Genomic DNA, 24,757 nt, shown 5'->3' with positions numbered 1-24,757 from the left:
TCGCCTACGACGTCCCGCAGAAGACGCTGCAGGCCGACCTCCTGCCGAAGACGGCGAAAGTACACCGACGAGGGCTACGTGCAGGGCATGAAGGAGTTCCAGGACCTGGTCACCTCGTGCACCGGCGACGCGGGCAACTCCAACGGCGTCACCTACACCACCGCCCAGCAGCAGCAGGCGACCGGCAAGGCGGCGATGTACTACCAGGAGCTCATCGAGTTCGACTCCGTCAACACGAAGGACAGCCAGCTCTCCAAGGACGGCTTCGGCATCTTCCCGCTGCCTGCCGCGGCGGACGCGAAGGGCGACACGTCGACGCTCGAGGCGGCTCCCGAGGGCTACATGATCAACAAGAAGAGCAAGAACGCCGCGCTGGCGCTCGACTTCATGAAGTTCGTGACCGACAAGAAGAACGCCACCACCCTCTCGTCCCCGCCCTACGGCCAGCCCAGCGCGGTGAAGGATGTGGTGACCGACCAGACGTCCAGCCCGGCCGTCGCCGAGGGAACCAAGCTGGTGAACGACGCGAAGTCGACCGTCGTGTGGCTCGACATGGCGAACGTGCCGGATGTCGGCGACGCGTGGGTCTCCGTCTCCGAGGGTCTCGTCTCCGGGAAGCCTTACCCCCGAGGCCGCTCTGAAGGCCGTGCGACAGGCGTCCGAGAAGGCGAAATGACCACCACCCGGGCACCCCAGGCGCCCGTCCGGCCGCGGCTCGACCGCGGCCGGACGGCCCCGGCCCCGGGCGACGTCGCGCCGAAGGCCGCCAAGCGCGGCCCCGAGCGCTGGCGCGGGCTGGTGTGGCTCGTCCCCGCACTGGCGGTGCTCGCCGTCTTCGTCTACTGGCCGCTCATCCAGAACCTCGTCTTCAGCTTCCTGAAGTGGAACATCTACAGCGGCGAGCAGACCTTCGTCGGCGTCGACAACTACGCCGAACTCGCTCAGGACCCGATCTTCTGGCGGGCCCTCGGCAACAACACCTGGTACGCCGCCCTGTCGATCGTGTTCCAGGTGTTCGGCGCCCTCGTGCTCGCCGCGATCGTGGAGAGCGTGCGCAGCGACCGCTGGCGCAAGGCGTTCCGCGCCATCTACTTCATCCCGTCGGCGATCTCGCTGACCGTCGCGGGCCTCCTGTTCTACTTCATCTACCAGCCGCAGACCGGCCTGCTGAACGTCTTCCTCGACGACCTCGGCCTCGGTCAGTTCTCGCAGGCGTGGCTGGGTCACGAGAGCACGGCGATCTTCGCCATCATCGCGATGAGCCAGTGGCAGGGCTTCGGCTACAGCGTCCTCCTGTTCTCGGTGGCGCTCCAGCGCATCCCGCAGGAGCTGTACGAGGCGGCGAACCTCGACGGCGTCGGCCCGATCCGCCGCTTCTTCCAGGTGTCGCTTCCGCTTGTGCGCGAGATGACCGGCCTGATGATGATCGTGACGATCTCCGGCGCCTTCCAGGTCTTCAACGAGGTCATGGTGATGACCAGCGGCGGACCGAACAACTCCAGCCAGGTGCTCGGCACGTGGCTGTACCACGCCGGCTTCGTCACCAACGACTTCGGCTCGGCGGCAGCGATCGGCGTCGCCATCTTCGTCATCACGCTGCTGCTCGCCGCGGCGCAGCTCGGCTACTCGCGCAAGAGGAGAGTCGAATGGTAGCCCTCGCCCGTCTCGGCCGCGGCGTCCGCGTCGCCCTCATGTGGGCGCTGCTCGTCGCGCTCGCGGTGCTGGTGCTCTATCCCCTGCTGTGGATGGTGACCAACGCTCTGAAGACCAACGCCGAGCTGTTCGGCAACCCGTTCGCGCTGCCGAGCCAGTGGCTGTGGCAGAACTTCGGCAAGGCGTGGAACCAGGGCGTCGGCGACTTCGTGTTCACGAGCGTCTCGCTGACCGTGCTGGCGACCCTCATCACCGAGCTGATCAGCGCCTGGGCGGCGTACGGTCTGACCCGGGTGAACATCCCGCTGAACCGCACCTTCACCGTCGTCGTGCTCGCCGGCCTCATGCTGGCGCCGACCGTCGCGCTCATCCCGCTGGTGAAGCTGTTCCAGGCGTGGGGACTGTACGACACCTTCTTCGGCCTGCTCATCCTGTACACGGCGTTCCGCATCCCGTTCACCGTGTTCCTGATGCGCGCGTACATGCTCGATCTCCCCGCGCGAGGTGGATCGAGGCGGCGTCGATCGACGGAGCCTCCCGTGCCGCGACGTTCTGGCGGATCATCCTGCCGATGAGCCTCCCGATCGTGGCGACGACCATCGTGCTGAACGTGCTCCAGAACTGGAACGAGTACCTGTTCGCCATGATCTTCACGAGCGGGACGGGCGTGCAGACGCTGCCCGTGGGCCTCGCCGACATGATGTCGAAGAACGGAACAGTATCCGGTCGTCTTCGCCGGCATGGTGATGGCCGCGCTCCCGATGGTGATCCTGTTCTTCCTGTGCCAGCGGTACTTCGTGCGCGGTCTCGCCGGCGGCGTGGGCAAGTAACGGGGTGCGGACGTACCTGGAGCTCGTGCGCGTCCCCGGCGTCCTGCGGGTCACCGTCTCGCAGCTGGTGGCGCGTTTCCCGCTCGGGATGCTGTCGCTGGCCGTGCTGCTGCACGTGCGGCACGCGAGCGGGTCGTATGCGCTGGCCGGGCTCGTGGTCGCCTGCGTGAGCGCCGGGGAGGCGGTCGCGATGCCGCTGGTGAGCCGGTCGGTCGGTGTGCTGGGCATCCGGCCGGCCGGTCTCTGGCGGCGGCGCTGCTGAACGCGACCGGGGATGCTGCTGCTCGCGTTCGGCCCGCCGGTTCCGCCGCTCATGGTAGCCCTGGCGTCAGGATCGGCGCGTCCGTCCCACCGCTGATGCCGGTGGTGCGGGCGCTGCACCCGCGGCTGGTGCCGCGGCGGGACCGTCCCGGCGCCGTTCGCGCTGGACACGTCGGCGCAGGAGCTGGATCTGGATCACCGGACCGGTCGCCGCGACCCTGCTCAGCGGCGCCGTCTCGACGCAGGCGCCGCTCGTGCTGGCCGCGGCGGTGACCCTCGGCGGCACGGTGGTGGTTCCTGCTCGCGCCGCACATCGCCGGTGTCCGGGTCTCCCGCGCAGGCGAGGCCGCGGCCGGGCCGGGTGTGCTGCTGACCCGCGCCGTCCGGCTGGCCGCCGCCGCGAGCTTCGCGCTGATCGCCTCCTTCTCGCCGCGCTCGAGATCGCCCTGGTGGCGCGGTTCGACGGTGACAGCGTCTCTTCGTCGGCCTGGCGATCGCGGTGACCAGCCTCGGCCCGCTGATCGGGGGCATCGCGTTCGGTCACCGGCGTATCGGACCGCGCGGCTGGCGGCCGTGGCCTCGGCGGGGTCGCGGTCGCGACGGCCGCCGCGGGGCTGGTGCCCGGCATCCCGCTGCTCTACGGCGTGCTGTTCCTGTCGGGGCTGGGTTTCGCCCTGTCCCTCGCGGCGCTGTACGCGATGGTGTCCGCCGCGCTGCCCGAGTCGTCCACCCCGAGGCCCTCGGCTGGCTCCAACACGGCCGGCCTCATGGGAGGCGACCGGCACCGCGATCGCGGGCGTTCGGGGGATGTCGGTCGGCGCGCCGGGGCCGTTCCTCGCGGCGACCGCGGCCTCCGTCGTCGCGGCGATGCTGCCCTCGCCTGGGCCTCGCCCGCGCCCGGCCGTCTCAAAGCGAGCGACGCCGCTGACAGCGCATCGAGTGGTCCTGGACAGCCGTCACGGCACCATCCGTAGCGGCGCGACGGGACCACTCGATGACGGCGGAGAGGCGCGTCACGCCCCGGGCGGCAGGCTCCGCGTCACGCGGAACGTCTCGAGGCTCGCGTCCGCCGCGTCGGGGATGACCATCCCGGCGGCGAGACCGGTGCGCAGGTGGTCCACGATCGCCCTGTTGATGACCTCGCCCGGCATCAGCGCCGGGATGCCCGAGGTAGGGGTGACCTGCTCGGCGGCGACCTCCCCACCGCCTCGGCGGCCGGCACCGTCTCCACCGGGCCGAAGAACGCGTCGCGGGGCAACTGGGCGATGACGGGCTGGAGTTCGCGCGCGGTCGGAAGCGAGACCGCCGGAGGCTCGGCCAACTCGCCGCGGCATCCGGGAGTTCGCGCAGCGCGTCGAGCAGGCGCCCGGTCGTCTCCTTCGTCGTCGGCCATCGACAGCGTGGCCTCGATGCGTGCGGTGGTCGTTGAGCCCGACGTCGATCCGGTGCTCGGCCCGCAGCCAGTCCGCCACCTGGTAGCCCGAGACCCCGAGCCCCTTCACATCGATGAGCACGTGCATCGGGTCGAGGTCGTGCGAGGCCTCCTCGGCGAGCAGTTCGTCCCGGAGCAGCGGAGTCCCGGAATGCCTTCGATCGCATCCCGGGTCCGCTGGTCGAGGGCCAGCGCTTCGGTGAGCAGCTGCGCCCGTGCTGCACCATCTGGCGCCGCCAGCCGTCGATCGCGGCGTAGAGCAGCACACTGGAGCTGGTGGTCGCCAGCACGTCGGCGCACTGGGAGAGCCGGACCGGGTCGACGAGTGAACCCTGCAGGTGGTAGACGGATCCCTGCTCGAACCCGATGCCCATCTTGTGGACGCTGACGACGCAGAGATCGGCCCCGACATCCATCGCCCACGTCGGCAGGTCGTCGTGGAAGGGGAGATGCGCACCCCACGCCTCGTCGACGATGACCGGCTTGCCGCGCGAGTGGCACACGTCGACGATCGCCTGCAGGTCGGCGCACGTGCCGTACGGCGTCGGGCTGGTCACCACCGCAGCGGATGCGCTCGGGGTAGCGCTGCCACATCCGCTCGTACTCCTCCGGTCCCGGTGGATGCGCGATGTGCTGCTCCTCGTCGTAACGGGAGTGCACCCACCGCGGCTGCAGGCCGGAGAGAACGGAGCCCGGCCACCGTCGACTTGTGCGCGTCGCGCCCGATCAACAGCTCCCCCTCGCCGCGGGTGACCGCGAGGATGGCCGCCTTCACCGAGAGGGAGCTGCCGCAGGTGGAGAAGAAGGCCCTGTCGGCGCCCACCGCGTCGGCCATCAGCTCCTCGGCCGCGGCCAGGTACCCGTTCGACGACTTCCGGTCGTCGAGCCCGGCCGTCGCGAGCACATCCTCGCGCAGCGCTCCGCCGAGCACGGCGCTCACGCGCTCATCCCGCGCCGCGGCCCTGCCGGTGGCCCGGGGGCGTGAAACCGTAGCGGTCGAGCCGGTGGTACTCGGCGAGGGCGTCGAGCACGGGCGCTTCGTTGTGATCCATACCGTTCTCGGTACACCGGCTTCCGGGCTGGGGCAGGGGTTGCCGTCGTGCCCTCGGCGCGCGAGGTCAGTGTGCGAGCGTCATGGTCGGCGCTTCGCCGTACGCGTCGCGGTAGCGGCGTGCGAAGCGATCGACGTCGGGGAAGCCCCACCGGGCGGCCAGGTCGGCGAGGTCGCTCGACGTGGAGTCCGAGACCAGCAGGTCGGCGTGGGCGGCGGAGAGGCGCACCTGCAGCAGGTACCCGCGCGCACTCGTGCCCGCGTGGGTGCGGAAGGCCGCATCCAGCTGGGCGATCGTGGCGTCGGCCGCGCGGGCGATGTCGCCGACGGTGATGGGCAGCGAGGCGTTGTCCTCGACGTAGCGGCGTCCGAGCTCGTAGCGGCGGCGCTGGCCCGCCGGGTTGAGCGTAGCGCTCACGCGGATCACCGGTGAGCGGGAAGCACTTCAGGGTCGCGAGCGCGAGCGTGTGGAACAGGCTGGCGCGGACGAGCGGGTGACGGAACGTCCCCGCGTCCATGTACTCGGCGGCCACGGTCGCGGCAGTGAGGAAGTAGTCCGCGTGCTGATCGCTGATCGGGCGCGGGGAGTCGAAGACCACTGCGAGGTCTTCGTCGCCGTAGGCGGTGCGGGCGACATCCCGCAGCACGGAGGGGGAGAGGAAGACGTCGACGATGTCGCTCTCCTCCGCCTCGCACGCGAAGTCGTGGCCCGGCCGGATCAGGAACGGCGTCCGCGTGGCGACGCCGCGCTCCCCGTCGATGTCCCACCGGTAGTCGCCCCGGGTCACCGTGACGATGCAGAAGTCCTCGAACTCGCCTGAGGTCTTCCCACTGACCGCCGATCGCGTAGCGGGCGACCGAGAATGACGAGTCGGTCACCTGGTCGACGTCGAAGGAGAAACCGGCGTCGGGCTCGGTCGCGAAGGCGAACCGCCCGCCGGCCGCGGCGAGGAGGGCGTCGGCCTCCGCGGGGTCGGTGGTGCGGCTCTGCAGCCGAGTGATGTCGGACATGGGGCTCAACCTACAGCGGTGCCCTGACAATGGGCAGAACGACCTGTGCTCAGTCGGCGTGGCCCAGCACGTGCACCGGGATGCCGAACGACAGCGCGATGCAGAGGATGCCGGCGAAGAAGACCAGCCCTTGGAAGGCGGGCAGCGTGTCCGCGAGCCCCAGCAGGAAGATCCCCACCAGGAACAGCAGGAAGCACAGGATGAACGCGATCACGCTCGCCCATGTCGTCAGCCCTTCTTTCGTTTCGCGGCGGTCTTGCGCCGGTTGGCCTTCTTGATCTCGTCGACGAGCTCGTCCTTGGTCATGCGGGTGCGGCCGGAGATGTCGAGGCGCTTGGCGACATCCAGCAGGTGCGCCTTGGAGGCGTTCGCGTCGACGCCCTCCTGCGTCTGGGCCTTCGTGCCCCGGCCGCCGGCCGCCTTGGTGTCTGGACGGGCCGTTCTTCGCCTTGCGCTCCCAGTGGTCGCCGACCTTCTCGTACTCGTGCTTCAACGCGGAGAACGCGGTGCGGTGGGCGCGCTCGCCCTCGCCGTACTCCTTCACCGCGGAGTCGTGCGCCTTCGACCAGAGTGCCTGCGCGTGCTTCTCCGACCGCTCGAGGGTGGAGGGGAGCTCCTGTGATGCGGGCATGATCCTGTGGTACTCCTTCCTGTGCGGATGGGGCTAGTACTTCTCACAGCTACCCCTCTCCCGGTGCTTTTCAACCGGGGTGGGTACGTTGGAGTGGTGACTGCCGACGACCGCGAGCCCGCGCCGAAGCCCGTCGCCGTGGTGACGGTCGACACGGCGGAGCCCGGCGACACGGCGTCCGTCGCGCCCGCCTTCGTGCTCGTGCACGGGATCGGCGTCAGCTCGCGGTACTTCGAGCGGCTGGTGCCGGCGCTCGCCGAGGAGGGCCGCGTCATCGCCGTCGACCTCCCGGGCTTCGGCAAAGCGCGCCCGCTACGGCCGCGGCGCGGTCCGTCCCTCGAGGAGTTCGCCGACTCGGTGGCGTTCGCGATGGACGCGCTGGGCGTCACCGACGCTGTCATCGTCGGGCATTCGATGGGCACCCAGATCGCCATCCGTCTCGCCGAGCGACGTCCCGACCTGGTCCGCGGGCTGGCGTTGCTCGGGCCGGTGATGGCCCCGCAGGACCGCAATCCGCTGAAGGCCGGCCTCCTGCTCGGCATCGACATCTTCCGGGAGGACGCGCGCGGCAACCGGATCGTGATCGGCGACTACCTGCACTGCGGCCTCCGCTGGTACCTGGCCACGCTGCCCGGCATGCTCGGGTTCGAGACCGAGCGGGAGCTGGAGCGCTGTCAGGTGCCGGTCGTCGTCGTCCGCGGAGGCCGCGATCCGATCGCCCGCGACGACTGGGTGGGCGAACTTGCGCAGCGGTCCGGCGGGGGTGCGGCGAGCGTCCCGGATGTCGCGCACCTGGTCATGCACGGCGCTCCGTGGCGCACCGCCTCCCTCATCGCCGGTGTGGCGGTCGCCCGATGAGACGCACCTGGCTGCGGAGGGCGGGCGTCTTCGCCCTCGACTACCTCTACGCCGGCCGCTACCAGCTGCGCGCGCTGCTCGACCGGGGGACACCGGATGCGCTGGTCGCCGGCGAGGATGCACCGCGCGCCCGTCGTGCTGTTGCCGGGCATCTTCGAGACCTGGCGCTTCTCCGACCGCTCGCGCAGCACATCCACGCCGCCGGTCATCCGGTGCACGTCGTCACGGCGCTGGAGGACAACCGGATGTCGGTGCCCGAGGCCGCCGCCCTGGTCACCCGGCACCTCGAGGAGCACGACCTCACGGGCGTCGTCATCGTCGCCCACAGCAAGGGCGGGCTCGTCGCCAAGTACCTGATGGGGATGCCGGACTCCGGCCCGCGCATCCGGTCGGCACTGACCGTCGCCACCCCGTACGCCGGTTCGTCGCTGGCGCGCTTCATCCCGCTCTCCAGCGTCCGTGCGCTGATGCCGAACACGCCCGGGCTGCTCCGGCTCGCGCTCAGCCGCGCGGTGAACGCGCAGATCACCTCCGTCTGGGGCTGGTTCGACCCGCACGTGCCCGAGGGCAGCCGGCTGGAGGGTGCGCGCAACATCGAGCTCGACGTCGGCGGCCACTTCCGCATCCTCGCACGGCCGGAGCTGCTCGCCATCGTCGACGAGGGCTGCTCGCCCCGGCGGACTGACCCCTGTCGCGCCCCGCCGTCGCGGCGTTGCCCTTCGGGCGAGACCCGGGAGGGACCATGCTGCAGCACCCACGCGTCCACCGCGCCGCCGCCGTCCTCGCGGCCGTGCTCCCTTCTGTCGGGGTGCGCCGGCACGCCGAGCGGGGCGGCCGTCGTCGGCCGCTGGGGGTCGACCGCGTCCGGCCAGCCGAACCTCGACATCCAGAACGACGGCACCTTCTCCGGGACCGACGGCTGCAACCAGCTCACCGGGAAGGGACAGATCGACGGCGACCAGATCACCTTCGGGGCCATCGCCTCCACCATGAAGGCGTGCGAGGGCGTCGACACCTGGCTGAGCAAGGCCGCCACCGGGAACGTCTCCGGCAGCACCATGACGGTCCTCGACGACGGCGGCAGCACGATCGGGACGCTCAAGCGCTCCGGCTCGTGAGAGCCTCACCGGCGGTAGCCGATTCTCTGTCTAGCGCGAGCGTTCACCGGGTGATTAGCGTGTGCCCTGCCACGCCCGGCGACGGCACGACAGGCGCGGCGGAGCGGCGCGAGCCCGCATCGCACGAACCGTTTCCCGTGCCGTCGGAGGAGTGAAGCTCATGACCATTGCGGAGTCGAAGGAGCGGACCGCGTCGGACCAGCTGCCCGCCACGGCCTACACCGGTATCAGCGACCGGACCCAGCTCAACCCGATCTTCGCCCGCCCGGGCGAGGACACCGACCTGCCCGTGGACCGCATCCCGGATGACGAGTCGCTGCCGGAGACCGCGTACCAGATCGTGCACGACGAGTCGATGCTCGACGGCAACGCCCGCCTCAACCTGGCGACGTTCGTCGGCACCTGGATGGACGACTACGCCGCCCGGCTCTACGCGGAGTCGGCCGACAAGAACATGATCGACAAGGACGAGTACCCCACAGACCGCGGCGATCGAGACGCGCTGCTGGAAGATGATCGCCGGTCTGTGGAACGCGCCGGACCCGGAGAAGGCGATCGGCACCTCCACCATCGGCTCGTCCGAGGCGTGCATGCTGGGCGGCCTGGCCCTGAAGCGCCGCTGGCAGCAGGCCCGCCGCGCGGCAGGCAAGTCGACCGAGAAGCCGAACCTCGTCATGTCGAGCCGCCGTGCAGGTCTGCTGGGAGAAGTTCTGCAACTACTGGGACGTCGAGGCGCGGTACGTGCCGATCAGCCCGCAGAGCACAAGGTGCTCGACGGCCACGACCTCGAGAAGTACGTCGACGAGAACACCATCGGGGTCGTCGCCATCATGGGCGTCACCTACACGGGCATGTACGAGCCGGTGCAGCAGATCTCGGAGGCGCTCGACCGCATCCAGGCCGACACCGGTCTCGACATCAAGATCCACGTCGACGGCGCGTCCGGCGGCATGATCGCCCCGTTCCTGCAGAAGGACCTCGCCTGGGACTTCCGCGTCGACCGCGTCGTCTCCATCAGCACGTCGGCCCACAAGTACGGCCTCGTGTATCCCGGACTCGGCTGGTGGTGTGGCGCACGGCCGCCGACCTGCCCGCGGACCTGGTGTTCGACGTGACCTACCTCGGCGGCCACATGCCCACGTTCGCACTCAACTTCTCGCGGCCCGGCGCACAGGTGCTGCTGCAGTACTACCTGTTCCTCCGGCTCGGGTGGGACGGCTACTACCGCGTGCAGAAGGCGTCGCAGGACGTCGCCCTCTATCTCTCGGGAGAGATCGCCAAGATGCCGGCCTTCGAGCTGTGGAACGACGGCTCCGACATCCCGGTGTTCGCCTGGCAGCTGAAGAAGGGCCACACCGACAAGTGGACGCTGTACCACCTGTCCGAGCGGCTGCGGCTGAAGGGCTGGCTCATCCCCGCCTACCCGATGCCGGACGACCTGACGGACCTGACCGTCCAGCGCATCGTCGTCCGCAACGGGCTCAGCCGCAACCTGGCCGAGTCGCTCGTCGTCGACATCCAGGAGGCCGTGGACTACCTCGACCGCCTCGAGAGCCCGATGCCCACGGAGGGCCAGACGAGCTCCTTCACCCACTGATCGCCGCATGGGCGGTCGGAACAATCGGCGCACGCGCGCCCCACCAGAGCGGGAGAAAGAACATGACCGCAATCAGCGAACCCGGCAGGGCCGGCGCCGCGCCGACCCGGGCGGACGGCACGACCGCGCCGTCGCCCGAGCACGTGAAGCCGCATCCCTTCGCCTCGGTGCCGCACAAGCCCGCCATCGGCTCGCCCGCGACGACCGCCACCAAGTTCATGAGCCTGACGCAGCTGGCGATGCTGACCGTGGTCGCCGTCGCCTCGCTGCGCAGCACTCCCGCCATGGCCGGCTACGGCCTGGGGTCGGTGACGCTGTTCATCATCCCGGCGATCTTCTTCCTGATCCCGGTCGCCCTGGTCGCGGCCGAGCTCGCGACCGGCTGGAAGGGCGGCGTCTTCACCTGGGTGCGGATGGCGTTCGGCGAGAAGTGGGGGTTCCAGGCGATCTGGCTGCAGTGGGTGCAGAACGTGGTCTGGTACCCGACCCAGATCGCGTTCATCGCGGCGTCGCTGGCGTTCGTGTTCCTCGATCCGAATCTGGCGAATTCGGGTTTCTGCACGGCGATCGTCATCCTCGTCATCTACTGGTTCTCGACGTTCATCACCCTGCGCGGGGGCAACCTGTTCGCCAAGGTCGGCTCGTGGTCGGGCCTCGCCGGCACGATCTTTCCGGGCCTGCTGCTGATCGTGTTCGGGGCGATCTGGCTCGGGACGGGCCAGGGCAGCCAGACCCCGCTGACCGCGTCGGCGATCATCCCGCCGTTCACGGGCATCGCCTCCATCGTGCTGATCGTGTCGAACGTGCTCGCGTATGCCGGCATGGAGGTCAACGCGGTGCACGCGAACGACCTGAAGAATCCGGGGAGCGGATACCCGAAGACGGTGCTCATCGCCTCCCTGCTGATCCTGGGCATCTTCATCTTCCCGACGATCGCGATCTCGGTCGCGGTGCCGTCGTCGGAGCTGGGGCTCACCACGGGGATCAACCTGGCGTTCAAGACGTACTTCGACGCCTGGGGGATGGGATGGGCGACGCCGGTCATCTCGCTGCTCACATCGCGCTGGGAGCCTTCGCCTCGGTCGTGACGTGGATCGCAGGTCCGTCCCGCGGTCTGCTCGCGGCGGCGCGCTCCGGGTACCTGCCGACGTTCCTGCAGCGGCGGAACAAGGCGGGCGTGCAGGTCGGCATCCTGAACGTGCAGGGGATCGTCGTGACGCTGCTGGCGGCGCTGTTCATCTTCGTGCCGAACATCAACACGGCGTTCATCCTGCTGGTGGATATGGCGGCCGCGCTCTACCTGATCATGTACATGATGATGTTCGCGGCGGCGATGCGGCTGCGGCGTACGCACGCGCAGGTCGTCCGGACGTACCGCACTCCGGCCATGGGGCTGATCGCGACCATCGGCTTCATCGCCTGCTTCGCGGCCTTCGCGCTCAGGATTCGTGCCGCCGAGGGCTTCGCGCAGGGGGCGCCGGGATGGGCGTATCCGCTGCTGGTGGCGGTCGTCGTGATCATCCTCGGCGTGCCTCCGCTCATCTTCTACGCGATGCGCAAGCCCCATTGGGACCAGCGGACCGCGCAGGAGAAGGCCGCCTTCGACGACGTGCTGGTCAACCCCGGGGCGACGGCGCCGGAGACCGCCCAGCCCGGGACATCGAGCGCCCCGCCGGCGCCGCCCGCTCCGACCGCCCCCGCCTGAGGCCCTCGGGGCCGGCTCCGACTCGCGCTCCTCGTCCCGCCGAGTGGCGACATCATGTCGCGACTCGGCGGGCGAAGGCGCGTCTACTCACCACTCAGGCGGCGGCGGGAGCGGCGTAGGCACCCGCAGCGAGGTCCTCGAGCAGGGTCGGCCCGGTCGGCTCCCAGCCGAGGCGAGGCCGGGTGAGTGCGCTGGAGGCGGGGTATGTCGGCCGAGAAGAACCGCCCGATCCAGCCGAAGTGATCGTCCACGTCGCCCGGGTCCACCGACGCGACCGGCACGCCGACCGCGTCGCCGATCGCCTCGGCGATGCGCCGTGCCGGGATGCCCTCCTCGGCGATCGCGTGCACGACCGGTGACGCCTGGGGGTCCGCCAGGGCGAGCCGCACGAGCGTCGCGGCGTCGCTGCGGTGCACGGCCGGCCAGCGGTTCGTGCCGTCGCCGACGTACCCGGCGACGCCCTTCTCGCGGGCGATGCCGGCGAGCGCCGCCGTGAAGCCGTGGTCGCCGGCCCCGTGCACGGTCGGCGCGAAGCGCAGGGCGACCGGGTGGATGCCGCGGGCGGCGGCCTCGAGAGCGAGCGGCTCGACGCCGCCGCGAGGGCGTCCGGCCCGCTGAACGGCGACGGGTCCTCCTCCGTCGCGAGCCGCCCGGGCGCCAGCGCCGCGATGCCGGAGGCGAAGAGCAGCGGCTTGCCGCTTCCGTCGAGCGCGTCGAGGAAGGTCGTCATGACCGCCTGTTCCGTCCGGCCGGACGCGGCGTAGTCGCTGAAGTCGTGCTTGAAACCGAGGTGCACGACGGCGTCGGCGGTCGTCGCCGCCTGGCGCAGGGTGTCGAGGTCGTCGAGATCCCCGATACCGGCTCCACGCCCGCGGCCTGCAGGCGCTCGGCGGACGCCGTGGATCTCGCCAGGCCGGCGACCTCGTGGCCCGCCGCGAGAAGTTCCGGCACGACGGCCGAACCGATCCATCCGGATGCTCCGGTGACGAATACGCGCATGGTGCGCTCCCTCCGTTGATGTCAGTGACTGTCGTCACGACCAGCACCGATGTCATCGACTGTCATCACTACAATGGGGAGCATGGGACGCTGGCAGCCGGACGCGCAGGGGCGGTTGTCGCGAGCCGCTCTCGAGCTCTTCGCCGACCCGGGCTACGAGCAGACGACCGTCGCCGACATCGCGCAGCGCGCCGGCGTCACGGAGCGGACCTTCTTCCGTTACTTCGCGGACAAGCGCAGAGGTGCTCTTCGCCGGCTCGCCGCACTTCCAGGCGGGCGTGCTCGCAGGCGCATCGAAGCGGCGCCCTCCGATGCCTCGGCGCTCCAGGCGGCCACCGCGGGAGTGGATGCTGCGGCGACCCTCTTGCAGGAGAGCGGAGACCCCGAGTTCCCGCGCCTCCGCGCGGCGGTGATCGCGGCGAATCCCAGCCTCCAGGAGCGCGAACTCCCTGAAGCTCGCCACAGTGACGTCCGCCGCCTCCCGCGCACTGCAGGCCCGGGGTTCGAGCCCTGCCGAGGCGGATGTCGCCGCCCAAGCCGCTATGGCCGCCTTCCACCTCGCGTTCGTGCGGTGGGTCACCTCCGACGAGCGCCTCGACCTGCGTGAGCTCGTCGCGGAGAAGGTCGCGGCGTTCCGCGCCCTCTTCTGACGTCCTCCTCCGGTTCCCGCCGAGTGGCGACATCATGTCGCAACTCGGCGGCCGAAGGCGCGTCTACTCACCACTCGTGCGGTGGGCGTCGGCGGGCGTCGGTGCTCAGGATGCCGGATGCAGCACCACGCAGCAGCGCGTGGTTGACGCCGCAGACCACTCCGGGGCGCTCAGTCCTCGGTGAGCGCCTCCTGCGCCTCCTTCGGCAGCTTGCGCACCTTGGCTCGTCGCCTTCCGGCGGTCCGGGATCATGGAGCGCATCTCCTCCAGGCGTCGAAGCACAGCAGGCGGTCGCCCGACTCCAGCACCACGCCGCTGCGCGGATTCGGGATGACGGAGGTGCCGCGGTGCAGCGTCAGCACCGAGATGTCCCGGTCGGCGAGGGCCGGAGTCGCGCAGCATCTTGCCGACCAGGTCCGCGTTCGTGTGCACGAGCAGTTCGGCCACGCCGTACCCGGTCGAGACGCTGAGACGCTGGCGCACGTCGATCTCGGGGAACGCCACCTGGTTGTCGATGAAGTCGATGATGGCGCCGGCCACATCCAGCCCGGTCGCCCGCTCGATGCCCTCGAGCCCGGGCGAGGAGTTGACCTCCATCACGAGCGGCCCGTCCTTGCCCTCGAGCATGTCGACGCCCGCCACCCGGAGACCGACGATCTGGGCGGAGCGCACGGCCGCCTCCTCGAACTCCGGCGTCAGGGCGACCTTCTCGACGGTGCCGCCGCGGTGCACGTTCGACCGGAACTCGTCGCCGCTCGCCACCCGCCGCATCGCCGCGACGACCCGGTCGCCGACCACGAGCGCGCGGATGTCGCGGCCGCGGCTCTCGGAGATGAAGCTCTGGATGAGCATCGTTCTGCTTCGTCGAATGCAGCGTCTCGATGATGGACCTCGCGATCTTCGCCTCCGGCGCGAGGATCGACGCCGATGCCCTGCGTGCCCTCGAGCAGCTTGATCACGACCGGGAGCACCGCCGACGCGCTCGATCGCCATGCGCACATCCGCTCGGCTGTTCACGAACGCCGTGCGGGGCATCCCGATGTTGTGGCGCGACAGGATCTGCGTGGCGCGCAGCTTGTCGCGGGAGTTCGTGATGCCGTTCGCGGTGTTCGGTGTGTACACATCCATCTGCTCGAACTGCCGCACGACGGCCGTGCCGTAGTACGTGATCGAGTTGCCGATGCGCGGCAGGATCGCGTCGTAGTCCGACAGCAGACGGCCGCGGTACTGCAGGTCGGGCTCGTCGCCCGAGAGGTCGATCGCGAACCGCAGCGTGTTCAGGACCTTGACCGTGTGCCCGCGGCTCTCGGCGGCCGATCGCAGGCGCTGCGTCGAGTACGCGTGCGGGGCGCGCGAGAGGATGGCGAGTTTCACCGGGGAGCTCCTGCGAGAGATGGGGGAATGGCCGACACCGCATCTAAACACCGACACGGTCGGCTGGCGCGAGTGGGTGGGCCTGCCCGGCATCGGCGTGCCGTGGATCAAGGTGAAGGTCGACACCGGAGCCCGCAGTTCCTCCCTCCACGCCTTCGATATCGAGGAGCTGCCCGGCGACCGCGTGCGGTTCAGCGTGCACCCCTGGCAGGACTCCGACCGGGATGCGGTCACCACCGAGTGCGCGGTGCACGACCGCCGCGTGGTGCGCAGCTCGTCCGGTCACACGGAGGAGCGCGTCGTGGTGCTGCTCGAGCTGGTGCTCGGGCAGCGGAGGGTCACGGCCGAGACGACGCTGACGAACCGCGACCAGATGGGGTTCGGATGCTGGTGGGCCGGGAGGCGCTGCGGCAGGGCTTCCTGGTGGACCCGGCGCGGTCGCTTCCTCGCCGGGCGTCCGCCGCGCGAGATCCGTCGCCGCAACCGCGGGCGCGAGATCGGCTGACGGCCTCGCGCCTCTCTCCGCCGCTGCGCCCGCGGAAGGGAGGAAGCCGCGCCGCGACACGCCGATGAGCGTCGGGATAGGGAGGAGACGGCTGGCGCCAACGGCCCGGCACTCCTCCGTTTCCGACCGACCGACCGGCCGGCCGGCCCGCCTCCGCCCTACTCCTCGCCGAGCCCGAGCTCGCGGCGCCAGTGCGCCAGGAACTCCGCCCCCGCGTCGTCGTGGATCGCGTCGCCGATCGTGATCACCTGGTACGGCCGGTCGAGCACGCCGTCCGCGGGGCGCACATCCACGTGGGCGACCTCGTAGCCGGCGTCGTGCACGTAGTCGGCCATCTTGTAGTCGCTCCGCGAGTCGCCGACCGAGCGCCAGCGGCGCGAGCAGCGGTCCGCAGGCGGCGAAGTAGTCGAAGGCGCGCTGCGCGCCGCGGTCCTTGTCGAGCAGCACCGACTCGATGTCGGTCGAGATGATGGTCGGGTCGATGCGGAACGGGACCGCGCCGTCCGCATCGGGCGTCTCCCGCGAGCCGTAGCGGAGGCCGACGCCGAGCCCGGTCAGCACGTCGAACGCCGCATCCTCGAACCGCCCCTGCGCCTCCCGGTAGGTGTCCGCATCCACGTCGGTGCGCTGCTCCACCGAGATCATCGCGCGCTTCGTCTCGTCGAAGAACATCGTGTCGGCGAAACGGTCGCGCACCAGCCGGCGGACCGCATCCACCGCCTCGGGAGAGAAGGCGACCGTCTCGTCGACCGTGACCTCGCCCATCCCGTCGCCCGTGATGGGCGCCCAGGCGCCGCCCTTCTCGAACACGCCGAACATGCGTGCCCCGTGCTGTTCGAGCGCGTCGCCGAGGCCCGCGTCGCAGAGCGGATTCACCACCTGGTTGCGGATGAAGTCGCCCGACCGGCCCGTGATGAACGCGATCGGCACGCCCGCGGCGGCGATGGCGACCAGGTCGGTCACGATGCTGCGGATGGCGATGGTGCGGGTGACCGGGCTCGCGAGGGCCGTCGACGTCGAAGAGCAGTCCGAGATTGTGCACAGTCCATTCTCTCCGCTGCGAGAATGGACGCATGTCGCAGCCCGTCCCCGCAGCCCGACCGCTGTGGCATCCGGATGCGCCGAGCACCGTCGCGCACGGCGACAATCTGGAGGTGCTGGCCGGGCTGCCCGACGCATCCTTCCGGCTGATCTACCTCGACCCGCCGTTCAACACCGGGCGGCCGCAGGCGCGGCAGACGCTCACCTCCGTCCGCTCGGAGGGCGGTGCGGGCAGCGTGATCGGCTTCAAGGGCCGCAGCTACGAGCGCATCAAAGGCGACCTGCTGCGTTACGACGACCGGTTCGAGGACTACTGGGGCTTCCTCGAGCCGCGGCTCATCGAGGCCTGGCGCGTGCTCGCCGACGACGGGACGCTGTACCTGCACCTGGACTACCGCGAGTCCCACTACGCCAAGGTGCTGCTGGATGCGCTGTTCGGCCGCGAGTCGTTCCTCAACGAGATCATCTGGGCCTACGCGACTACGGCGCCAAGCCCAAGAACCGCTGGCCGGCCAAGCACGACACGATCCTCGTCTACGTGAAGGATCCGGCGGCCTACCACTTCGACCTCGGCGGCCGTCGAGCGCGAGCCGTACATGGCGCCCGGCCTCGTCACCCCCGAGAAGGCGCAGCTCGGCAAGCTGCCGACCGACGTGTGGTGGCACACCATCGTGTCGCCCACCGGGCGCGAAGACCGGGTACCCGACCCAGAAGCCGGAGGGCGTGCTGCGCCGGATCGTGCAGGCGTCCAGCCGCGAGGGGGATTGGGTGCTCGACTTCTTCGCGGGCAGCGGCACGACCGGGGCGGTCGCCGCGTCCCTGGGCCGTCGCTTCCTGCTGGTCGACAGCAACCCTGCGGCGATCGACGTGATGCGCGACCGGCCTGGCCGGAGCCGGAGCCCGAGGTCCGCTTCGTCGTCTGATCGTCCGGTTCATCCCGGATGCTCGACGTGTGCCTTGAGCGCCCGCATGGTCCTCCTGCTCTCGGCCGCCGCCATCCGCACGAGCATCGGCTGCATCGCCCGGAAGACGCCCCGTGTGGCGAGTTCGCCGACCCGCGTGACGTGCGTGACACCCGGACTCGCTGCGGCGACGTCGTAGCGGATGTCCGCATCCAGTGCTCCGGATGGCAGCGCCTGGTGGAAGTGCAAGGCACGGTCGGGATCCTCGTCGAGCAGGCGCCCGCGCATCCGGCCGACGGTGGTCGTATCCACGTAGCCGCGCGCTCATCCACCCGGGTCCCGCGGTAGACGAGGAGTGGCGGAGCCAGCGCGCGGTAGGCGCCCAGCGTGCGGAGCGCGAGGTACACGTCGTGCGCCGGCGCCGCGATGTCGATGGTGTTCGTGATGCGTCGCATGCGCCCGGTCTACGCCGGGTCGCGGGCGGCCGTCGAGCGTAGTTCTACCCCTTCCTGGGCGTTCGTCCGGGAATCTCAGGGTCGTCTGTGGAAGGGTGGATGCACTATGCGTTCGAGTCTCCGCGCCCTGCCCTTCCTCTGGGGTGCGCTCGTCTCGGCCGGGCTGTTCGCGGCCGTCTACCTGGTCTTCGTGCAGAGCTACATCGGGCAGGTGATCGACGAGCGGGCGTTCGCCGGGGCAGATGCCTGGAAGGGCGACGTCATCGACTTCGCGCGCGGCTTCCTCGACGCGCTGCCCGCCGCATCCGTCGCCATCGGGGCCCTGGCCGCCCTCGCGATCGTGCTCGTGCGGCGCAACTGGCTGGTCTTCGCGGTCGCCGTCGGAGCCGCGGTCGGGGGCCAATGTCAGCACGCAACTGCTGAAGTACACCATCCTGTCGCGACCGCGAAGGGGGTGGATGTAGGGCTCGCCAACTCGCTCCCGTCCGGTCACACCGCGGTCGCCGCGTCCGCCGCGCTCGTCGTCTTCCTGCTCGCCTCGCCGCGCTATCGGCCGCTGGCCGCGGTGATCGGGTCGGTGTTCACGATCGCGGCCGGCGCGTCCACCCTCGTGGAGCAGTGGCACCGGCCGAGCGATGTGGTCGCGGGGATGCTGGTCGTCGCGTTCTGGGGGTGCCTCGCGGGTATCGTGCTGTCGTGGCTGCGCCTGCCGGGCGCCGAGCCGCCGGTGCGGAGCAAGCTCTGGCCGCTGGTCTGGGTGGGTGCGGTCTGCGCTGCCGGGTCCATCATCGCCCTGCTCGTCACGTACTTCTCGACGCAGTCGGGGACGGAGCACCTGTTCATCGCGTACGCCGGCGGCGTGGCGGCGATCGTCGCGACGGGCTTCGTGCTGGCGGCGCTGGGCAACCGGCTGTACCGCCGGCTCGCCTGACCGGATCAGCGCAGGCGCGTCGCGCCACTCACCCTCACGCTCGGAAGAACGCCTCGAGCTCTCAGGCCAGCTCGTCTGGCGCCTCTTCGGCTACATGGTGGCCGCTCTCGATCCGTGGCCGCGCGCATCCACCGCCCAGTCGCGCCAGACGGCGAGCGGGTCGCCGAAGAGCTGCTCGAGGTCGTCGCGCAGCGACCACAGCACCAGGAGCGGCATCGTGAGCTTCCGTCCCGCAGCCCGGTCGGCCTCCTCGTCGGCGCGGTCGACGGTGAGGCCGGCGCGGTAGTCCTCGAGCATCGCGCGCACGACCGCGGGGCGGTGCACCGCCTCCCGCCGCTCGGCGAGGTTCTCGAGCCCCATCGCATCCGGGTCGCCGCGGTACCAGGCGTCCGGGTCGGCGCCGATCACGCGCTCGGGCACGTCCGGCTGGGCGAAGAAGAACCAGTGGAACCACTGCGTGGCGAACTCGGGCGTCATGCGATCGAGGTGCTCCGCGATCGGGATGCAGTCGAGCAGTGCGACGCGATCCACCGCCTCCGGGTGGTCCATCGCCAGGCGGAACGCCGCGTAGCTGCCGCGGTCGTGCCCGACGAGGAGCCGAAGCGCTCGTGGCCGAGCGTGCGCATCAGGGCGAGGACGTCGTCCGCCATCGCCCGTTTCGACGCCTGGGAGTGGTCGGCACGCGGCGCGGGCGCCGTCGACCGGCCGTAGCCGCGCAGGTCCGGCACGACGACCGTGAAGCCGTTCCCGGCGAGGCACGGGCGCGACGCGGTGCCAGGTGGCGCCCGTCCGCGGGTGGCCGTGCAGCAGCGCTACGGGCGGACCGTCTCCGCGGAAGCGGACGTGGATGCGCGCATCCCCGACCTCGACGTCGGCGACCTCGAAACCCTCGAACACGTCGGCGTGGGAGGTCAGGCCTGGGCGCGCAGGTTCTCGGCGATCTTCGCCAGCGAGCCGTCGAGCGCCTGCTGCATCCCGTCGAACTCGTGTGTCGTGCGGATGGTGAGCTCGACCCCGTCGTCGGTCAGCCGCAGCGAGCCGTGGTAGTCGTGCGGCGCCGGGAGCGGACCAGGTCACCTCGCGGGCGGCGCGGTCGACGTCGAACTCCGCCTCGGAGGTGACCGTCTCATCCTTGCCGTCGCGGTCGGCGTCGACATGTGCGGTCGTCTCGACCTTGCCGTCCGGGAGCTCCGTGCGCCTCGGTCACGCGCGGGAAGTAGGCGGGCAGGTTCTCCGGGTCGGAGATGTAGTCGAAGTACTCGTCGGCGTCGCCCTCGAGCGGCCGTGTCGCGGTATACGTTGGCATGCCGCGACGGTACGCCGCCCCGCGCAGCGCAGCCGGCGTCGTCGTGCGTCCAGTGGCGGATCGGTCGGCCTCCGAGCGCTCCTTCGCGCCTCGAGTGGTGAGTAGATGCTCCTTCGCGCGTCGAGTGGCGACATGATGTCGCAACTCGCGGCCGAGGGCGGCGTCCACCGCGACGGCGACGAGCGTCAGCCCGCACACCGCGGCGGCGCATGACGTCACGACGGCCGTGGCCCGAGCGGCGCGACGAGACCGGCGGCTGCGACACCGAAGCGCGCCCCGCCGACCTTCACCCCGGCGACGGTCGCGAAGACGCGGGCGGCCGCGCCCGCGCAGGAGAGTACTCCGTGCGAGCGGCCAGCGTCGCGGCGAGCAGCGCAGAGCTGGCCGCCCCGATCAGCGCGAAAGCGACGCCGCCGATCGCAGTCCCCGCCTGCGGCATCGGCAGAGCGAGGAGGGGCAGCAGCAGCGCGGCGCCCGCGAACGCCACGCCGACGCGCACGAGGCGTTCCGGATCCCCCGTGAGCGGGCGTGCGACGAGGACGACGGATGCGACGAGACCGCCGGCGCCGTAGAGCGACATGAGCACGGCGGCGGCCGCGGGGTCGGACCCGCGCTGCGCGGCGAACGCCGTCGCGATGACCGGGGCCGCGGCGAGGGCGGCCGCCGAGCCGATGGTCGCGATGGTCGTCCGCCGCAAGGGGCGTGGACCACGAGCAGACGCAGAACGCTGCCCGACGCAGCGCGCGAAGCGGCGTTCGCGCCCGGACGGAAGCCACAGCACCACGACGGCGGCGACGGTCAGCAGGAGCGCGGTACCGGCCAGTGCCCCCGACGGGCTCATTGTGGTCGCCGCGACCGCCACCGCGGCGGGCCCGATCGTTGCGGAGACGCCGTACGTCAGCGCATCCAGTGCATGACCCCGCCGCTGGGCGCGTCCCTCGGTTTGCACGATCCCGGCGAGCCGGCTGCTCAGCCCGCCGGTCACAAGAGGACCGGCGCATCCGGCACCGGCGAGCGCGAGCGCGGCGCCGGCGACGGTGACCGGAAGGAGAACGGCCGCGAGGACGACGAACACGGCGTACCAGGCGAAGGCGGCGGCGAGCACCGGCCCGGGCCGGCGTCGCGCATCCAGTAACCGTCCGGCGAGGGGTCCGACGAGATGCGGGACCGTGAGGGCGGCGGCCAGCAGTCCGCCCGCGGCAGGACCCGCCACGGCCGTGCCCGCGAGGACAGCGGCGACGATCGCTCCCGCGTCGGCCGACCGAGCCGCCACCGCCGCAGTCGCGTACACGAAGACACCGCCGGTCCGCCCCTCATTGCCGCTACGTTGCTCGCTCGCGCGTCACCTGTCAAGATGGTGACGTGGGTTTCGAGTTCGGCGGGCAATCTCGCCCTCGACTTCGTCGCGACGGTCGCCGAGCGCCGCACGACGGCGGTGGAACGCGTACCGACACCGGCAGCGCTGGCGCAGCGGTTCGCCGACGCCGGCGTGGTGGATGCGCCTCCTGCGTCGACGGGGCCGGTCACCGCGACGCCCTCCGCCTGCGCGAGACGCGATCTGGGCGCTGCTGACCACGGACGCGGCGCATCCGCTGGACTACGACGCCGTGCGCGAGCTCGATCGCCACGCCGCGCGGCCCGTTCCCGTCGCGACGCTGAGCTCCGACCGCGCGGTCGTCACCTCAGGTGATCTGTCCGCCTGCCTGGCGGCCGTCGCACGTGCGGCCGTCGACGCATTCCGCCCCGAGAACGCCTCCCACCTCAAGTGGTGCGAGGGACGGACTGCACCCGGCCGTTCCTGGACGTCTCCCGCGCATCCAACCGCCGCTGGTGCGGGATGTCCGGTTGCGGCGACCGCGCCAAGGCCGCCGCCACCGCGCGCGCCGCCGCCGAACCCCAGCCGCCTGACCGCCCGACCGCCCGTCCCGCCCGTCCGCCCGTCGAGTGGTGAGTGGATGCGCTTTGGCGCGTCGAGTGGTGACATGATGTCTGGCGACTCGGCGCCGGGCGCAGCCGCCCGCCTCACGTGCTCTGGCGGATCACCAGCTCCGTCGGCAGCAGCGTGACGCGCTCGACCGCCTCCCCGGCGAGGCGGCGCACCAGCACGCGCGCCATCGCCTCGCCGAGCCCGATCGACGGCTGGTGCACGGTCGTCAGCGGCGGCGTGGACATGAGGCCGAAGCTGTCGTCGTCGTAGCCGACCACGGCGATGTCGCCCGGGATGCTGAGCCCTGCCTCGTGGATGGCCGCGCACGCGCCGGCCGCCATCTGGTCGTTCGCGGCGAAGAGCCCGTCGATCGGGCGCCCGTCCGCGAGCAGGCGACGCATGGCCTCCCGGCCCGACGCCGGGGAGAAGTCCCCGTAGGCGACCCGCGTCGCATCGAGCCCGGCCGCATCCATCGCCAACTTCCAGCCGGTGTAGCGGTCGAGCCCGGCGGGCATGTCCTGGGGGCCGGTGATCAGGGCGATGTTCCGCCGGCCCTTCTGGATGAGGTGGTCGGTCGCGACCTGGGCCCCGGCGACGTTGTCCACATCCACGTAGTACGAGAGGTGCTCCGTCTCGCTCACCGGCCGTCCGCCGAAGACCATCGGCAGGATGCGCCCAGCTGCGCGTACGAGTGATCGCCCGAGTGGTGCGACACGACCAGCGCGCCGTCGACGTTGCCGCCCATCAGGTAGCGCCGCGTCTTGTCGGGGTTCGTCTCCGACGAGATGACCATGTTGAGCGTGTACTCGGTGTCCGCGAGGCTCAGCGCGACGCCCTGCACGATGGACGCGAAGAACGGGTCGGCGAAGACCTTCGCCGTCGACTCCGGCACCACCAGCGCCACCACCTGCCGTGCGCCGCGAGGCGAGCGAGCGGGCGGCGCGATTGGGGACGTAATTGAGGTCGGCGATGGCCCGCTCGACGGCCGCGACGACCTCCGCGGTCACCTTCGGAGACCCGTTCACCACCCGGGGAGACGGTCGCGCGCGACACCCCCGCGCGCGCGGCGACGGCCTCCAGGGTCGGGACCACCCGGCCCGCGATCTGCTCGGTCGTCATCGCGTCTCCTCGTCGCTTTGGTCCATGCTAGACGCGCGACGCGACGGCCCTCAGGCAGGGCGCCCCCCGTCCGCGCTCCGGCGATCACCTGAGCGAACGCCCTGCCTGAGTCTTTGACGGTCCGCTCCTGCGTCCCGTAGTCGACGCGCACGATCCCGAATCGCTTCTCGTAGCCCCACGCCCACTCGAAGTTGTCGAGCAGCGACCACACGAAGTACCCGCGCACATCCGCACCCTCGTCGATCGCGCGGCCGACGGCGTCGATGTGGGCGAGGATGTACGCCGCGCGCTCCGTGTCGTGCACCCTGGCCGTCCTCCGCTACGACGTCGTCGTAGGCGGCCCTGTTCTCGGTGATGTACAGCGGCGGGAGGGTCGGGTAGTCGCGCGTGAGCCGCACCAGCAGGGCGCGGAGCCCGTCGGGTTGACCTCCCAGCCCATCGCGGTGGTGGGCAGGTGCCGCGTCGGAAAGGTCGCGTACTCGCTCCCGACGAACGGCGAGGAGGTGGGCCGCGTGGTCGGCACGACCGGCTCCGGCTGGTCCTCCCCGGCCGGATGCCCGCTGACGTTGTCGTCGTGGTAGTGGTTCACGCCGAGGAAGTCGAGCGGCTGCGCGATGATGTCCAGGTCGCCCTCGCGCACCAGCTCGTCGAACTCGTACTCGCGCACGTCCTCCAGCACGTCGGCCGGATACGCGCCGAGCAGCAGCGGCTCGAGGTACATGCGGTTCCACAGGCCGTCGATGCGGCGGGCCGCCTCGGGGTCGGCCGGGTCGGCCGGATCGTTCGGGACCGCCGTCGTCAGGTTCAGCGTGATCCCGAGCCGGAGCTCCTCCGGGCGCGCCGCCCGCGAGCGGATCGCCGCCGCCGCGAGCCCGTGCGCCAGGTGCTGGTGGTGCAGCGCCGCGAGTCCGGCGCGCGGCTCCTGCCGGCCGGGGGCGTGCTCACCGCCCGCATACCCGATCAGCGACGAGCACAGCGGCTCGTTGAACGTCGTCCAGTGGTCCACCCGGTCGCCCAGCGCGTCGTGCACGGCGACCGCGTAGTCGGCGAACCGGTACGCGGTGTCACGGTTCGCCCATCCACCCTTCTCCTCCAGCGCCTGCGGCAGGTCCCAGTGGTACAGCGTCAGCCACGGCAGGATGCCCGCGCCGAGCAGCTCGTCCACCAACCGGTCGTAGAACGCGAGACCGGCACGGTTGACCGTGCGGTCCCCCGGCTTCACGCGCGCCCAGGACGTGGAGAAGCGGTACGACTGCAGCCCGAGGGACGCCATCAGCGCGACATCCTGCGGCATGCGGTGGTAGTGGTCGACCGCCACCTCCGGGGTGTCGCCGCCGGCGATCGCGTTGGGGACGCGCGCGAAGGCATCCCAGATCGAGTCCTCCTTGCCGCCCTCGTGGG

General features: G+C 71.0%; 27 protein-coding genes and 9 pseudogenes. 19 read left to right on the top strand and 17 right to left on the bottom strand.

Going from position 1 to position 24,757, the window contains the following annotated elements:
- Nucleotides 1-87: 87 nt before the first annotated feature.
- The 5 genes and pseudogenes from ACRAWC_RS22195 to ACRAWC_RS22175 all read left to right on the top strand — a co-directional run bounded on the left by ACRAWC_RS22195 (nucleotide 88) and on the right by ACRAWC_RS22175 (nucleotide 3,718).
- Nucleotides 88-1,653 carry an extracellular solute-binding protein gene (locus tag ACRAWC_RS22195; protein ID WP_431349668.1) on the top strand — a complete coding sequence of 522 codons (1,566 nt, stop codon included), beginning with the start codon at nucleotides 88-90 and terminating at the stop codon, nucleotides 1,651-1,653.
- A complete protein-coding gene (locus tag ACRAWC_RS22190) occupies nucleotides 1,647-2,228 on the top strand; it encodes a carbohydrate ABC transporter permease (RefSeq protein WP_431349667.1) in 582 nt (193 codons plus the stop codon). The genes ACRAWC_RS22195 and ACRAWC_RS22190 overlap by 7 nt, the downstream gene beginning before the upstream one ends.
- Nucleotides 2,213-2,278: pseudogene (locus ACRAWC_RS22185) on the top strand (hypothetical protein); the annotation flags it as partial. The gene ACRAWC_RS22190 and the pseudogene ACRAWC_RS22185, both read left to right, overlap by 16 nt.
- 209 nt (nucleotides 2,279-2,487) lie before the next feature.
- Nucleotides 2,488-2,745: a hypothetical protein gene (locus ACRAWC_RS22180; RefSeq protein ID WP_431350010.1), complete on the top strand. Its 258-nt coding sequence runs from the start codon at nucleotides 2,488-2,490 to the stop codon at nucleotides 2,743-2,745.
- A 616-nt stretch (nucleotides 2,746-3,361) separates the two neighbouring features.
- The gene (locus ACRAWC_RS22175) at nucleotides 3,362-3,718 is read left to right on the top strand and encodes a hypothetical protein (RefSeq protein WP_431350009.1); all 357 of its coding nucleotides are present in this window, start codon (nucleotides 3,362-3,364) and stop codon (nucleotides 3,716-3,718) included.
- Between the two features lie 39 nt (nucleotides 3,719-3,757).
- Here ACRAWC_RS22175 and ACRAWC_RS22170 read toward each other — a convergent pair whose 3' ends face one another.
- The 4 genes and pseudogenes from ACRAWC_RS22170 to ACRAWC_RS22155 form a co-directional block, all read right to left on the bottom strand.
- Entirely contained in the window at nucleotides 3,758-4,264 is a 507-nt protein-coding gene (locus ACRAWC_RS22170; protein WP_431350008.1) for a hypothetical protein, read from the bottom strand.
- 196 nt (nucleotides 4,265-4,460) lie between these two features.
- Nucleotides 4,461-4,733 (bottom strand): annotated as a pseudogene (locus tag ACRAWC_RS22165) (ornithine decarboxylase); the annotation flags it as partial.
- Nucleotides 4,730-5,116 carry a hypothetical protein gene (locus ACRAWC_RS22160; RefSeq protein WP_431349666.1) on the bottom strand — a complete coding sequence of 129 codons (387 nt, stop codon included), beginning with the start codon at nucleotides 5,114-5,116 and terminating at the stop codon, nucleotides 4,730-4,732. The gene ACRAWC_RS22160 and the pseudogene ACRAWC_RS22165, both read right to left, overlap by 4 nt.
- Nucleotides 5,117-5,294: 178 nt before the next feature.
- Nucleotides 5,295-5,645: a helix-turn-helix transcriptional regulator gene (locus tag ACRAWC_RS22155; RefSeq protein WP_431349665.1), complete on the bottom strand. Its 351-nt coding sequence runs from the start codon at nucleotides 5,643-5,645 to the stop codon at nucleotides 5,295-5,297.
- Nucleotides 5,646-5,787: 142 nt separating this feature from the next.
- On the opposite strand from ACRAWC_RS22155, the gene ACRAWC_RS22150 reads away from it, so the two are divergent.
- Nucleotides 5,788-6,048: a hypothetical protein gene (locus ACRAWC_RS22150; RefSeq protein WP_431349664.1), complete on the top strand. Its 261-nt coding sequence runs from the start codon at nucleotides 5,788-5,790 to the stop codon at nucleotides 6,046-6,048.
- Nucleotides 6,049-6,287: 239 nt separating this feature from the next.
- On the opposite strand, the gene ACRAWC_RS22145 is transcribed toward ACRAWC_RS22150, so the two are convergent.
- Entirely contained in the window at nucleotides 6,288-6,452 is a 165-nt protein-coding gene (locus ACRAWC_RS22145) for a hypothetical protein (RefSeq protein ID WP_431349663.1), read from the bottom strand.
- 14 nt (nucleotides 6,453-6,466) lie between these two features.
- Nucleotides 6,467-6,869 (bottom strand): annotated as a pseudogene (locus ACRAWC_RS22140) (ChaB family protein).
- Between the two features lie 96 nt (nucleotides 6,870-6,965).
- On the opposite strand from ACRAWC_RS22140, the gene ACRAWC_RS22135 reads away from it, so the two are divergent.
- The 5 genes and pseudogenes from ACRAWC_RS22135 (at nucleotide 6,966) to ACRAWC_RS22115 (ending at nucleotide 12,147) form a co-directional block, all read left to right on the top strand.
- Complete coding sequence (locus ACRAWC_RS22135) at nucleotides 6,966-7,727, top strand: alpha/beta fold hydrolase (RefSeq protein ID WP_431245977.1); 762 nt, start codon at nucleotides 6,966-6,968, stop codon at nucleotides 7,725-7,727.
- Nucleotides 7,724-8,845 (top strand): META domain-containing protein, encoded by a 1,122-nt coding sequence (locus ACRAWC_RS22130; protein WP_431349662.1) that lies wholly within the window; start codon nucleotides 7,724-7,726, stop codon nucleotides 8,843-8,845. The genes ACRAWC_RS22135 and ACRAWC_RS22130 overlap by 4 nt, the downstream gene beginning before the upstream one ends.
- Nucleotides 8,846-9,357: 512 nt before the next feature.
- A pseudogene (locus ACRAWC_RS22125) lies at nucleotides 9,358-10,442 on the top strand (glutamate decarboxylase).
- A 62-nt stretch (nucleotides 10,443-10,504) separates the two neighbouring features.
- Entirely contained in the window at nucleotides 10,505-11,530 is a 1,026-nt protein-coding gene (locus tag ACRAWC_RS22120) for an amino acid permease (RefSeq protein ID WP_431349661.1), read from the top strand.
- Nucleotides 11,527-12,147 carry an amino acid permease gene (locus ACRAWC_RS22115; protein WP_431349660.1) on the top strand — a complete coding sequence of 207 codons (621 nt, stop codon included), beginning with the start codon at nucleotides 11,527-11,529 and terminating at the stop codon, nucleotides 12,145-12,147. Before ACRAWC_RS22120 ends, ACRAWC_RS22115 begins: the two co-directional genes overlap by 4 nt.
- Nucleotides 12,148-12,230: 83 nt before the next feature.
- Here ACRAWC_RS22115 and ACRAWC_RS22110 read toward each other — a convergent pair whose 3' ends face one another.
- Entirely contained in the window at nucleotides 12,231-12,668 is a 438-nt protein-coding gene (locus tag ACRAWC_RS22110) for a hypothetical protein (protein ID WP_431349659.1), read from the bottom strand.
- On the opposite strand from ACRAWC_RS22110, the gene ACRAWC_RS22105 reads away from it, so the two are divergent.
- The gene (locus ACRAWC_RS22105) at nucleotides 12,648-12,911 is read left to right on the top strand and encodes a hypothetical protein (RefSeq protein WP_431350007.1); all 264 of its coding nucleotides are present in this window, start codon (nucleotides 12,648-12,650) and stop codon (nucleotides 12,909-12,911) included. The two genes, ACRAWC_RS22110 and ACRAWC_RS22105, sit on opposite strands and share 21 nt — an antisense overlap.
- Here the strand turns inward: ACRAWC_RS22105 and ACRAWC_RS22100 are convergent.
- Nucleotides 12,874-13,146: an NAD-dependent epimerase/dehydratase family protein gene (locus ACRAWC_RS22100; protein ID WP_431349658.1), complete on the bottom strand. Its 273-nt coding sequence runs from the start codon at nucleotides 13,144-13,146 to the stop codon at nucleotides 12,874-12,876. The two genes, ACRAWC_RS22105 and ACRAWC_RS22100, sit on opposite strands and share 38 nt — an antisense overlap.
- Nucleotides 13,147-13,195: 49 nt before the next feature.
- Here ACRAWC_RS22100 and ACRAWC_RS22095 point away from each other — a divergent pair.
- Both ACRAWC_RS22095 and ACRAWC_RS22090 read left to right on the top strand, forming a co-directional pair.
- A pseudogene (locus ACRAWC_RS22095) lies at nucleotides 13,196-13,330 on the top strand (hypothetical protein); the annotation flags it as partial.
- Between the two features lie 280 nt (nucleotides 13,331-13,610).
- Nucleotides 13,611-13,796, top strand: coding sequence for a hypothetical protein (locus ACRAWC_RS22090; RefSeq protein WP_431350006.1), 186 nt, complete (start codon nucleotides 13,611-13,613; stop codon nucleotides 13,794-13,796).
- Between the two features lie 105 nt (nucleotides 13,797-13,901).
- On the opposite strand, the gene ACRAWC_RS22085 is transcribed toward ACRAWC_RS22090, so the two are convergent.
- Nucleotides 13,902-15,170, bottom strand: a complete 1,269-nt coding sequence (locus ACRAWC_RS22085; RefSeq protein WP_431349657.1) for an ATP-grasp domain-containing protein — start codon at nucleotides 15,168-15,170, stop codon at nucleotides 13,902-13,904.
- Nucleotides 15,171-15,189: 19 nt separating this feature from the next.
- Between ACRAWC_RS22085 and ACRAWC_RS22080 the strand changes: the two are divergent.
- Nucleotides 15,190-15,675 (top strand): annotated as a pseudogene (locus ACRAWC_RS22080) (ATP-dependent zinc protease family protein).
- Between the two features lie 158 nt (nucleotides 15,676-15,833).
- Here ACRAWC_RS22080 and ACRAWC_RS22075 read toward each other — a convergent pair.
- Nucleotides 15,834-16,010: a hypothetical protein gene (locus ACRAWC_RS22075; RefSeq protein WP_431349656.1), complete on the bottom strand. Its 177-nt coding sequence runs from the start codon at nucleotides 16,008-16,010 to the stop codon at nucleotides 15,834-15,836.
- A gap of 738 nt (nucleotides 16,011-16,748) precedes the next feature.
- On the opposite strand from ACRAWC_RS22075, the pseudogene ACRAWC_RS22070 reads away from it, so the two are divergent.
- Nucleotides 16,749-17,604 (top strand): annotated as a pseudogene (locus tag ACRAWC_RS22070) (DNA-methyltransferase); the annotation flags it as partial.
- A gap of 44 nt (nucleotides 17,605-17,648) precedes the next feature.
- On the opposite strand, the gene ACRAWC_RS22065 reads toward ACRAWC_RS22070, so the two are convergent.
- The gene (locus ACRAWC_RS22065) at nucleotides 17,649-17,930 is read right to left on the bottom strand and encodes a hypothetical protein (protein WP_431350005.1); all 282 of its coding nucleotides are present in this window, start codon (nucleotides 17,928-17,930) and stop codon (nucleotides 17,649-17,651) included.
- A gap of 249 nt (nucleotides 17,931-18,179) precedes the next feature.
- Here ACRAWC_RS22065 and ACRAWC_RS22060 point away from each other — a divergent pair, with 249 nt between their 5' ends.
- Nucleotides 18,180-19,004, top strand: a complete 825-nt coding sequence (locus tag ACRAWC_RS22060; RefSeq protein WP_431349655.1) for a phosphatase PAP2 family protein — start codon at nucleotides 18,180-18,182, stop codon at nucleotides 19,002-19,004.
- Nucleotides 19,005-19,094: 90 nt separating this feature from the next.
- Here the strand turns inward: ACRAWC_RS22060 and ACRAWC_RS22055 are convergent, their stop codons facing one another.
- Nucleotides 19,095-19,553 carry an alpha/beta fold hydrolase gene (locus ACRAWC_RS22055; RefSeq protein WP_431350004.1) on the bottom strand — a complete coding sequence of 153 codons (459 nt, stop codon included), beginning with the start codon at nucleotides 19,551-19,553 and terminating at the stop codon, nucleotides 19,095-19,097.
- The gene (locus ACRAWC_RS22050; RefSeq protein WP_431349654.1) at nucleotides 19,478-19,732 is read right to left on the bottom strand and encodes an alpha/beta fold hydrolase; all 255 of its coding nucleotides are present in this window, start codon (nucleotides 19,730-19,732) and stop codon (nucleotides 19,478-19,480) included. The genes ACRAWC_RS22055 and ACRAWC_RS22050 overlap by 76 nt, the downstream gene beginning before the upstream one ends.
- Nucleotides 19,733-19,799: 67 nt before the next feature.
- Between ACRAWC_RS22050 and ACRAWC_RS22045 the strand changes: the two genes are divergently transcribed.
- Nucleotides 19,800-20,051, top strand: coding sequence for a hypothetical protein (locus ACRAWC_RS22045; protein WP_431349653.1), 252 nt, complete (start codon nucleotides 19,800-19,802; stop codon nucleotides 20,049-20,051).
- A gap of 79 nt (nucleotides 20,052-20,130) precedes the next feature.
- Here ACRAWC_RS22045 and ACRAWC_RS22040 read toward each other — a convergent pair whose 3' ends face one another.
- Complete coding sequence (locus ACRAWC_RS22040; RefSeq protein WP_431349652.1) at nucleotides 20,131-20,529, bottom strand: hypothetical protein; 399 nt, start codon at nucleotides 20,527-20,529, stop codon at nucleotides 20,131-20,133.
- A 67-nt stretch (nucleotides 20,530-20,596) separates the two neighbouring features.
- Complete coding sequence (locus tag ACRAWC_RS22035; RefSeq protein WP_431349651.1) at nucleotides 20,597-21,583, bottom strand: hypothetical protein; 987 nt, start codon at nucleotides 21,581-21,583, stop codon at nucleotides 20,597-20,599.
- 492 nt (nucleotides 21,584-22,075) lie between these two features.
- Here ACRAWC_RS22035 and ACRAWC_RS22030 point away from each other — a divergent pair, with 492 nt between their 5' ends.
- Nucleotides 22,076-22,261 carry a CGNR zinc finger domain-containing protein gene (locus ACRAWC_RS22030; protein ID WP_431349650.1) on the top strand — a complete coding sequence of 62 codons (186 nt, stop codon included), beginning with the start codon at nucleotides 22,076-22,078 and terminating at the stop codon, nucleotides 22,259-22,261.
- Between the two features lie 71 nt (nucleotides 22,262-22,332).
- Here the strand turns inward: ACRAWC_RS22030 and ACRAWC_RS22025 are convergent.
- Nucleotides 22,333-23,356, bottom strand: a pseudogene (locus ACRAWC_RS22025) (LacI family DNA-binding transcriptional regulator).
- A 139-nt stretch (nucleotides 23,357-23,495) separates the two neighbouring features.
- Nucleotides 23,496-24,731, bottom strand: a pseudogene (locus ACRAWC_RS22020) (glycoside hydrolase family 1 protein); the annotation flags it as partial.
- Nucleotides 24,732-24,757: the final 26 nt, after the last annotated feature.

The sequence above is a fragment of the Leifsonia sp. L25 genome, assembly GCF_050632895.1.
Note: the sequence above shows the minus strand (reverse complement) of the source record. Positions and strands in the feature narration are given on the sequence as shown.

Coding starts and splice junctions, on each gene's coding strand:
- ACRAWC_RS22195 (WP_431349668.1), top strand. CDS start 88: ATGAAGGAGTTCCAGGACCTGGTCACCTCGTGCACCGGCGACGCGGGC.
- ACRAWC_RS22190 (WP_431349667.1), top strand. CDS start 1,647: ATGGTAGCCCTCGCCCGTCTCGGCCGCGGCGTCCGCGTCGCCCTCATG.
- ACRAWC_RS22170 (WP_431350008.1), bottom strand. CDS start 4,264: ATGCACGTGCTCATCGATGTGAAGGGGCTCGGGGTCTCGGGCTACCAG.
- ACRAWC_RS22130 (WP_431349662.1), top strand. CDS start 7,724: ATGAGACGCACCTGGCTGCGGAGGGCGGGCGTCTTCGCCCTCGACTAC.
- ACRAWC_RS22120 (WP_431349661.1), top strand. CDS start 10,505: ATGACCGCAATCAGCGAACCCGGCAGGGCCGGCGCCGCGCCGACCCGG.
- ACRAWC_RS22100 (WP_431349658.1), bottom strand. CDS start 13,146: ATGCGCGTATTCGTCACCGGAGCATCCGGATGGATCGGTTCGGCCGTC.
- ACRAWC_RS22075 (WP_431349656.1), bottom strand. CDS start 16,010: ATGGCCGACTACGTGCACGACGCCGGCTACGAGGTCGCCCACGTGGAT.
- ACRAWC_RS22060 (WP_431349655.1), top strand. CDS start 18,180: ATGCGTTCGAGTCTCCGCGCCCTGCCCTTCCTCTGGGGTGCGCTCGTC.
- ACRAWC_RS22055 (WP_431350004.1), bottom strand. CDS start 19,553: ATGGACCACCCGGAGGCGGTGGATCGCGTCGCACTGCTCGACTGCATC.